7 protein-coding genes are annotated in these 9,042 nt (G+C 73.7%); 3 read left to right on the top strand and 4 right to left on the bottom strand.

Annotated features, from left to right (window positions below; all coding sequences use genetic code 11):
• The 3 genes from AB8Z36_RS22955 to glgB form a co-directional block, all read left to right on the top strand.
• Positions 1-568: alpha-glucosidase C-terminal domain-containing protein (locus AB8Z36_RS22955; protein WP_369215246.1), on the top strand; the 568-nt coding region annotated here is incomplete at its 5' end.
• 116 nt (positions 569-684) lie between these two features.
• A complete protein-coding gene (locus tag AB8Z36_RS22950; protein ID WP_369215245.1) occupies positions 685-2,151 on the top strand; it encodes a maltokinase N-terminal cap-like domain-containing protein in 1,467 nt (488 codons plus the stop codon).
• Complete coding sequence (gene glgB / locus AB8Z36_RS22945) at positions 2,082-4,766, top strand: 1,4-alpha-glucan branching enzyme (RefSeq protein WP_440581976.1); 2,685 nt, start codon at positions 2,082-2,084, stop codon at positions 4,764-4,766. The genes AB8Z36_RS22950 and glgB overlap by 70 nt, the downstream gene beginning before the upstream one ends.
• A 19-nt stretch (positions 4,767-4,785) precedes the next feature.
• On the opposite strand, the gene AB8Z36_RS22940 is transcribed toward glgB, so the two are convergent.
• The 4 genes from AB8Z36_RS22940 to AB8Z36_RS22925 form a co-directional block, all read right to left on the bottom strand.
• Complete coding sequence (locus AB8Z36_RS22940; RefSeq protein ID WP_369215244.1) at positions 4,786-7,023, bottom strand: HelD family protein; 2,238 nt, start codon at positions 7,021-7,023, stop codon at positions 4,786-4,788.
• 165 nt (positions 7,024-7,188) lie between these two features.
• Positions 7,189-7,521, bottom strand: coding sequence for a thioredoxin (gene trxA / locus AB8Z36_RS22935; protein ID WP_369215243.1), 333 nt, complete (start codon positions 7,519-7,521; stop codon positions 7,189-7,191).
• A gap of 19 nt (positions 7,522-7,540) precedes the next feature.
• On the bottom strand, positions 7,541-7,933 hold the full coding sequence (locus AB8Z36_RS22930) for a MerR family transcriptional regulator (protein ID WP_369215242.1): 393 nt from the start codon (positions 7,931-7,933) through the stop codon (positions 7,541-7,543).
• Positions 7,934-7,990: 57 nt separating this feature from the next.
• Positions 7,991-8,932, bottom strand: a complete 942-nt coding sequence (locus tag AB8Z36_RS22925; RefSeq protein WP_369215241.1) for a helix-turn-helix domain-containing protein — start codon at positions 8,930-8,932, stop codon at positions 7,991-7,993.
• Positions 8,933-9,042: the final 110 nt, after the last annotated feature.

Below are 9,042 nucleotides of genomic sequence, written 5' to 3'. Positions count from 1 at the left end.
CTCCCTGCCCGGCTCGCCGATCCTGTACTACGGCGACGAGATCGGCATGGGCGACAACATCTGGCTCGGCGACCGCGACGCGGTCCGCACCCCCATGCAGTGGACCCCCGMCCGCAACGCGGGCTTCTCCTCCTGCGACCCCGGCCGCCTCTACCTCCCCACGATCATGGACCCGGTCTACGGCTACCAGGTCACCAACGTCGAGGCCTCCATGTCCTCGCCCTCCTCCCTCCTGCACTGGACCCGCAGGATGATCGAGATCCGCAAGCAGAACCCCGCCTTCGGCCTCGGCAGCTACACCGAACTCCCCTCCTCCAACCCCGCCGTCCTCGCCTTCCTCAGGGAAGCGCCGCCGACGGACGAGGACGGCGACGACCTCGTGCTGTGCGTTCACAACTTCTCGCGGTTCGCCCAGCCCACCGAACTGGATCTACAAGCCTTCAACGGACGCCATCCCGTCGAACTGATCGGCGGGGTGCGCTTCCCGGCCATCGGTGAACTGCCGTACCTCCTGACCCTCGCGGGGCACGGCTTCTACTGGTTCCGGCTGCGCCAGGAACCGGCGTAGGCTCCGGCAGCGCGAAGCCCGCGCGGGGCGGTTTCCCCCGCTCCGCCCTGGGCACCCACACGCAGACCGGCACCCCCGCACACTGACCTGTCCGCCACGCGGAAGGACGCGACGTCATGTCGGAAGCCGCCACCCGCCCCAACGCGCACGCCACCGCGCTGCTCGCCTCTCTCGACCCGCTCCTGCGCGAGTGGCTGCCGCGGCAGCGGTGGTTCGCCGGAAAGGGCCGCCCCATCAGCGGCTTCGAGCCGGTTGCGGTGACCGAACTCCTCCCGCGCGGCTCCACCGCCGGCCTGCTGCACCTGCTCCTGCGGGTCCACCAGCCCCTCGGCTCCGTGCGGGACCCCCTGCCCGAGGGCTCGTCGGCCGAGGGGCCCGGCGACTGCTACCAACTGCTCATCGGCGTCCGCCGCGCCCTGCCGCCGCAGCTCGCGGCCACCTTCATCGGCCATGTCACCGAGGGCCCGCTCGCCGGACAGACGGTGTACGAGGCACTGCACGACCCCCGGCTCGCGGCGCTGCTCCTGGAGCGGCTGCGGATGCCGGGGCGGCACGGGCCCCTCCGCTTCGAGCGGGACATGGGGGTGGAGATACCCAGCGGCCTCGCCCCGCGCCCGCTCAGGGCCGAGCAGTCCAACTCCTCGGTCATATACGGAGATACGTTCATCTTGAAGCTGTACCGCCGGATCGTGCCCGGCAGCAATCCCGACCTCGAACTCCCGCTGCACCTGGCCCGGCAGGGCTGCGCACGGGTGCCCGCGCCCGCCGCCTGGTTCTTCGCCGACCTCGGCACGGGCACGGGCACGGGCACCGGCACCGGCCCCGGCACGGCGGACGAGGAGTGCGGGCTCGGCGTGCTCCAGCCCTTTCTCGCCGCCGCCGACGACGGCTGGGAGCTGGCGCTGCGCATGCTCGCCAAGGGCGAGTCCTTCACCGGCGAGGCCCGGGCCATCGGCCGCGCCACGGCCGAGGTGCACGCGGCGCTCGCCGCCGCGCTGCCCACCGTCACCCTGGGCCGGGCCCAGGTGGAGCAGCTGGCCGACGCCATGGCGGAGCGGCTCGCCGCGGCGGCCCAGGCGGTCCCCGCGCTGCGGCCGTACGCGCCGGGGCTGCTCACCGCCTACGAGGCGCTGGCCGACCTCGGCGGCGAGGGCCAGTCGTGGACCGCCCAGCGCGTCCACGGCGATCTGCACCTCGGGCAGTGCATGCGCTCGCCCGACGGCAACTGGTCGCTCATCGACTTCGAGGGCGAACCCGCGCGCCCGCTCGCCGAGCGCAGGCTGCCGCAGCCCGTCGTGCGGGACGTCGCGGGCATGCTGCGCTCCTTCGACTACGCGGCCTGCTCGGCCGAGCCCTGGGCTCCCGACTGGGCCGCGGAGTGCCGGGCCGCGTTCTGCGTCGGCTACGCCGACGTCTCGGGCCGCGACCCCCGCACCGACCCCGTACTGCTGCGGGCCCACGAGACCGACAAGGCGGTCTACGAAGTCCTCTACGAAGCCCGGCACCGCCCCGGCTGGCTCCAGGTCCCGCTGGCCGCGGCCCGCCGCCTGGCCGGGACCGGCCCCGCCGACGACGCCCTCTGACCACTCCTCCACAGGAGGCTCCTCCAGTGACCCCCCGTCCCCGCAAACCGTCCGACGAAGCGGCCGAGACGGCTGCGACGGCCAAGCCCACGAAGAAGTCGCAGCCCGCGAAGAAGGCCAGGCCGGCGAAGACGGCCGAGACCGGGTCCGGATCCGGGTCCGCGGCCGCCGCCAAGAGGGCGGTGCCCGCCAAGGCCGCGAAGTCACCGGCCACCGCCAAGGCGGTGCCGGACGCCACACCCCCGAAGCCCCCGAGGGCCGCGAAGCCCGCCAGGAAGACCGCGGCGAAACGGCCGCCGAAGTCCGCAGCGGGCGCCGGGAAGAAGGCCGTGCCCGCCGCCCGGAAGGAGACGCCCGCCGAGCGGGCGGCGAGCGTGCCCGCGGCACGGGGCGTGAGCCGTCCCCGGGCGGGCGTCGCGGCCGTCACCGCCTCGCCCGTTCCGTACGAGGACCGGGTGCGGCTGCTCGACGGCACCCACCACGACCCGCACGGCGTGCTCGGGGCGCACCCCGTCGCCGGGGGCATCGCCTTCCGGGCGCTGCGGCCCTACGCCAAGGCCGTCTCCGTGGTCGCCGACGACCTCAGGGCGGAGCTGACCGACGACGGCGACGGGTTCTTCTCCGTGGTGCTTCCGCTGCCCGCCGCGCCCGGGGACTACCGGCTCCGCATCCGCTACGAACAGGCGGACATCGAGACGCACGACGCGTACCGCTTCCTGCCCTCCCTCGGCGAGTTCGACCTGCATCTGATCGGTGAGGGGCGGCACGAGCGGCTCTGGGAGGCGCTCGGGGCGCGGCCCATGGTCCACCAGGGCGCGACCGGCACCCGCTTCACGGTGTGGGCGCCGAACGCCCGCGGGGTGCGGGTCGTCGGCGGCTTCAACTTCTGGGACGGCACCGGCTTCCCGATGCGCTCGCTCGGCTCCAGCGGCGTGTGGGAGCTGTTCGCGCCGTCCGTCGGCGAGGGCGAGCTGTACAAGTTCGAGATCACCCGCCCCGACGGCTCCAAGACGCTGCGCGCCGACCCGCTGGCCCGCCGCACGGAGACCCCGCCCGCCAACTCCTCGGTCGTGCACGAGTCGCACCACGAGTGGCACGACCAGGACTGGCTCGCCCGGCGCACCGACCCGCCGGTCCACGAGGCGCCCTTCTCCGTCTACGAGGTGCACCTCGCCTCCTGGCGCCCGGGGCTCACCTACCGCCAGCTGGCCGAGCAGCTCCCCGCGTACGTGGCCGACCTGGGGTTCACGCACGTCGAGCTGATGCCCGTGGCCGAGCACCCCTTCGGCGGCTCCTGGGGCTACCAGGTCACCGGGTTCTACGCGCCGACCTCCCGCCTCGGCACCCCCGACGACTTCAAGCACCTGGTGGACGCGCTGCACCGGGCCGGGATCGGTGTCCTGATGGACTGGGTGCCCGCGCACTTCCCGCGCGACGACTGGGCGCTCGCCGAGTTCGACGGACGCCCGCTGTACGAGCACGAGGACCCGGCCCGCGCGGCGCATCCCGACTGGGGCACCCTGGAGTTCGACTACGGACGCAACGAGGTCCGCAACTTCCTTGTCGCCAACGCCAGTTACTGGTGCGAGGAGTTCCACATCGACGGACTGCGCGTCGACGCGGTCGCCTCGATGCTCTACCTCGACTACTCCCGCGAACACGGCGAGTGGACGCCGAACGTGCACGGCGGCCGGGAGAACCTCGACGCCGTCGCCTTCCTCCAGGAGATGAACGCCACCGTCTACCGCCGCTCCCCCGGCGTCGTCACCATCGCCGAGGAGTCCACCGCCTGGGACGGCGTCACCCGGGCCACCCACCACCTCGGCCCCGGCGGCTTCGGCGGCCTCGGCTTCGGCCTGAAGTGGAACATGGGGTGGATGCACGACTCCCTCGACTACGTGACGAAGGAGCCGGTGCACCGCAAGTACCACCACAACGAGATGACGTTCTCGATGGTGTACGCCTACAGCGAGAACTACGTCCTGCCGATCTCGCACGACGAGGTCGTGCACGGCAAGCGGTCCCTGGTGTCGAAGATGCCCGGCGACTGGTGGCAGCAGCGCGCCAACCACCGCGCCTACCTCGGCTTCATGTGGGCCCACCCCGGCAAGCAGCTCCTCTTCATGGGCCAGGAGTTCGCGCAGGGCGCCGAGTGGTCGGAGGGGCACGGCCCCGACTGGTGGCTGCTCGACCCGGCCTACGGCGCGGAAGCGGACCACCGGGGCGTACGGGACCTCGTCCGCGACCTGAACACGGTGTACCGGCGCGAGCCCGCCCTGTGGCAGCGCGACACCGACCCCGGCGGCTTCGCCTGGGTCGACGGCGACGCCGCCGAGGACAACGTCTTCGCCTTCCTCCGCTACGACAAGGAGGGCGCCCCGCTGCTCGCCGTCTCCCACTTCTCCCCGGTCGTGCGGCACGCCTACCGCCTGGGCGTGCCCGACGGGCCCGCGGCCTGGCAGGAGGTCCTGAACACCGACGAGGCGCGCTACGGCGGCGGCGACGTCACCAACCCCGACCCGCTGAAGCCGGAGCCGGTGGCCTCRCACGGCCGCCCCGCGTCGCTGCGGCGGACGCTGCCGCCGCTGGCCACGGTGTGGCTCCGGCCCGTGTGAGGCCCCCGCGCCCGCCGCGCTACGTCAGCGTCTTCAGGGCCACCGGCAGCTCCTCGGCGTACAGGACGCCGAGGCGCTGGGTGGCCCGGGTCAGCGCCACGTACAGGTCGCTGGTGCCGTAGCGGGCGGGCTCGACGACCAGGACCGTGTCGAACTCCAGGCCCTTCGCCTGACGCGGATCGATCAGTACGACCGGCCGCGTCAGGTCCGGGACCTCCCCGGCCGTCACCCCGGGGAGCTGTGCGGCGAGCTCCGCGTGGAGCTCGCGGGGGGCGATGACCGCGAGGCGGCCCTCGTCCCCGGCCTCGGCGGCCACCGCTAGCGCCACGGCGGCGGCGAGGTCGTCGGCGCGGCGCGCCCAGGGCCGCACGCCCGTGGACCGCACCGAGCTCGGCGGCCGGAAGTCCGGCTGCTCGACGCGCGGCACCTCCGCCGCCACGTCCATGATCTCCTGCGGCGTGCGGTAGTTGACGCCGAGCCGGGTGTACTCCCAGCGGTCCTCGACGTACGGCGTCAGGATCTTCTCCCAGGTGCCGCAGCCGCCCGCCTCCGCGGTCTGCGCCGGGTCGCCGACCAGCGTCATCGAGCGCGTCGGGCTGCGCCGCATCAGCAGCCGCCACGCCATCGCGGAGAGCTCCTGCGCCTCGTCGACGATGATGTGCCCGAACGCCCAGGTGCGGTCGGCCGCCGCCCGCTCGGCGGCGCTGCGGTGGTCCGCCTCCTCCTGCCGCTCGGCCATCCGCTCGGCGTCGATGATGTTGTGCGCGAGCAGGATCTCGGCGTCGTCCTCGTCCTTGTCCTCGAACTCGTACGTCCGCGAGGCCCGGGACACGTCGAGCACGCCCTGCGCGTACGCGATCTGCTCCGCCCGCTCGGCCTCGGCGACGGCCCGCGCGGCGCTGTCGTCGTGCCCGAGCAGCTCGGCGGCCTCGTCGAGGAGGGGGACGTCGGCGGGCGTCCAGGCCGTGCCGCGCGGGCGGCGGATCAGCGCCGCGTCCCTCTCGTCCAGGCCCGTCGGCTCCTGGAGGTAGTCGGCGAGGAAGTCCTGCGGGGTCAGCGTCGGCCACAGCTCCTCGATCGCCGCGCGGACCTCGGCGCTCGCCGCGACGCCCTTGCCGAGCTGGGCCACGTCGTCGGGGCCGAGGAAGTTGGGTCCTCCGTAGGGGTCGGCGCCGATGCGGTCGGCGAGCTGCGCGGTGAGCGAGTCGATCACGCGGAAGGCGAAGTAGGGGCGGCCCAGGTTGTGCGGCACGTCGGCCGCGCGGGCCGCCTCGCGGGCGGCGTCGGCGATCGTCCAGTCCAGGACGAGGTCGCCGTCGTCGTGCTCGATGACCATGGGCTCGCCCGGCTCCGGGGTCCGCTGGCGGTCGCGTACGGCCCGTGCGAGGACGTCCGCCATCCGCGCGCGGCCCTTGACCTCGGCCGCCGCCGGGCTGTCGGTGCCGGTCGCCGTGACGCCGGGGAACAGCTCGCCGACCGTGGCGAGGAGCACGCCCGTCTCGCCGAGCGCGGGCAGCACCTCGCCGATGTAGCCGAGGAACGCCGGGTTCGGGCCGACGATCAGGACGGCGCGCTTGGCGAGCAGCTCGCGGTGCGCGTAGAGCAGGAACGCGGCACGGTGCAGCGCCACCACGGTCTTGCCGGTGCCGGGTCCGCCCTCGACGACCAGGACGCCGCGGTGCGGGGCGCGGATGATGCGGTCCTGCTCCGCCTGGATGGTCTGCACGATGTCGTGCATGCGGCCGGTGCGCGCCGAGTCGAGCGCGGCGAGCAGCACCTCATCGGCGTCGGCGCCCTCGTGGCCGGTGCGCCGGGTGTCACCGAGATCCAGGATCTCGTCGTGCAGGGCGGTGACCTCGCGGCCCTGGGTGGTGATGTGCCGGCGCCTGCGCAGGCCCATCGGCGTATGGCCGGTCGCGAGATAGAAGGGGCGCGCGACATCGGCGCGCCAGTCGATCACGAGCGGGGTCCGCTCGGCGTCCGAGGCACGGATTCCGATACGCCCGATGTGGTGGTCGCGGCCGTCGCGGAATTCGAGCCTGCCGAAGCAGAGCCCGTTCTCCCCCGAGTCGAAGGCGGCGAGCAGGCCGGACTGCTCCGCCACCGCGACATCGCGCTCAAGGCGCGCCTGGAAACCGGTCCCGACCTGCGCCAACGACGTCTGCACCGCGGCCTCGGCCTCCTCGCGCAGCACGTCCAGGCGCGCGTACAGCCCGGAGACGAATTGCTGCTCTTCCCGCAATTCCTCGCTTGACAATTCAGCCCCTTGCCCGTTACAGTGCTCTTATAGAGATTCTCGCAGAGGCTTCACATGTCCAAATGGGCAGAGCTCCGCGAAAGAATCCAATATACGCAGAGAATCGCCCCGGACGTCAATTCGTCCGGGGCGATTCTCTTGTTCTCCGCTCGTTCTTCGCTGTTCTCAGAGCACGTCCGCCAGGTCCGCGAGCAGCTTGCGCTTCGCCCGCGCGCCCACCATCTGCCGCACGGGCTCACCGTCGCGGAACACGATCATCGTCGGCGCCGAGAGCACCTTGTAGGCGACCGCCGTCTCCGGGCTGCGGTCCACGTCGAGCTGGACGATCTTCAGCCGCTCGGCCTCCTCCTTCGCCAGCTCGCTCAGGACCGGCGCGAGCTGCCTGCACGGCCCGCACCAGTCCGCCGTGAACTCCACGAGCACCGGGCGGCCCGCCTCCCGCAGCACCTCCTCCTCGAAATCCGCGTCCGTGACCTCGGCCACACCTGCCGCCTTCACTCCGCCACTCTCCTCATCGTCATCCGGTCAGTTCGCACCGCGGCCCGGGACCACCGGGAGTCGCCGCCTCGGCGCGCGCGAGCTGCGCGCCCACCTGCGCGCGCACCGCCGACAACTCCCCGATCAGCGCGTCGAGTTCGGTGAGCTTGCGGCGGTACACGGCGAGCGACGCGGGGCACGAGTCGCCCTCCGGGTGACCGGAGCGCAGACACTCCACAAAGGGCCGCGTCTCCTCCAGGTCGAACCCGAAGTCCTGAAGGGTCCTGATCTGCTCCAGGAGGCGTACGTCGTCCTCGTCGTACGTGCGGTAGCCGTTGCCGGTGCGCCGCGCGGGCAGCAGCCCCCGGGACTCGTAGTAGCGCAGCGTCCGCGTGGTCGTCCCCGCGCGCGCCGCGAGCTCGCCGATTCGCATGCCCCGACGGTAATCCTTGACGTGGGCGTCAAGGCCAGCGCTTGCCCGCGGCCCCGGTCACGCCACCGCCCGGAGGGCCGCCCTCAGCCAGTCGTCGGCGGCGCCCGGCGTCGGCTCGGGCGGTCCGGTCCGCGGGCGGGTGACCTCGGCGGTGAGCTGCCAGTAGCGGTCGAGGCGGGGTTCGGCCGCGAGCATGCGGTGCAGGCCTCGGCGGAAGTCGGCGGAGTCCCGGGTGTTGAGGGCGGCGGCGTGGGCGGCCACGAAGCAGTCGAGCGCCTCGCCCTCGTGCGGCGCCCGCCCGGCCCTGAGCCGCGCCGCCGCGAGCTCGAAGGCCTCGGGCAGGCCTTCGTAGAGCACGGCGGGCCGGTACCCCTTGCCGGGCAGGTGCACCTCGGGCTGGCCGCGGCCCCGCTCCGGGCGGCCGGGGCCGGGGCAGGGGCCCGCGACGAACTCGTTGAGCCGGGCGAGGGCGAGCACCTGCTCCGGGCCCGGGTCCTCCGGCAGCGGCGGCACCGCCTGTTCGACGACGGCGGAGACCACGCGGGCGGGCATCCGCGCGGGCAGCCAGCGCCGCCAGAACCGGGCGAGCGGGGCCGTGCTCGGCGGCGTGCCGAGGGCGCCGACCAGGCGCAGCCGCTCGGCCCGTTGCTCCGGGGCGCAGTCATGGAGCAGCCGGAGCGCGGCCTCGCGCCAGCGCAGCTCGGTCAGCCGCGAGCCGACCTCGCGCAACTGCCCCTCGACGACGTCCGCCAGCGGGTCCTGACCGTCGAGCGCCCGCCGCACGACGGGAACCGGCAGGTCGAGGGCGCGCAGGGACCGGATGAGGCGCAGCCGGTCGAGCGCGTCCGGACCGTATCTGCGGTGGCCGCCGCCGCTGCGGGCGGCCTCGGGCAGCAGTCCCCGGTCGGAGTAGAAGCGGACGGTCTTGACGGTGACGCCCGCCCGCTCGGCGAGCTGCCCGATGCTCCACAGGCCGTCCGGCCCCGCCTCCGGTCCCACGTCTTGAACCTCCCTCAGGGGGAGTTCCTAGCGTACGGGCGGACACGGCGGGCCGGACGGCCGGGCCGCGCGGCCCGCCGCGTTCCGCGTACCGCGTACCGCGTATAAGG

This window comes from Streptomyces flavofungini (assembly GCF_041028215.1).
Classification (GTDB): domain Bacteria; phylum Actinomycetota; class Actinomycetes; order Streptomycetales; family Streptomycetaceae; genus Streptomyces; species Streptomyces flavofungini_B.
Note: the sequence above shows the minus strand (reverse complement) of the source record. Positions and strands in the feature narration are given on the sequence as shown.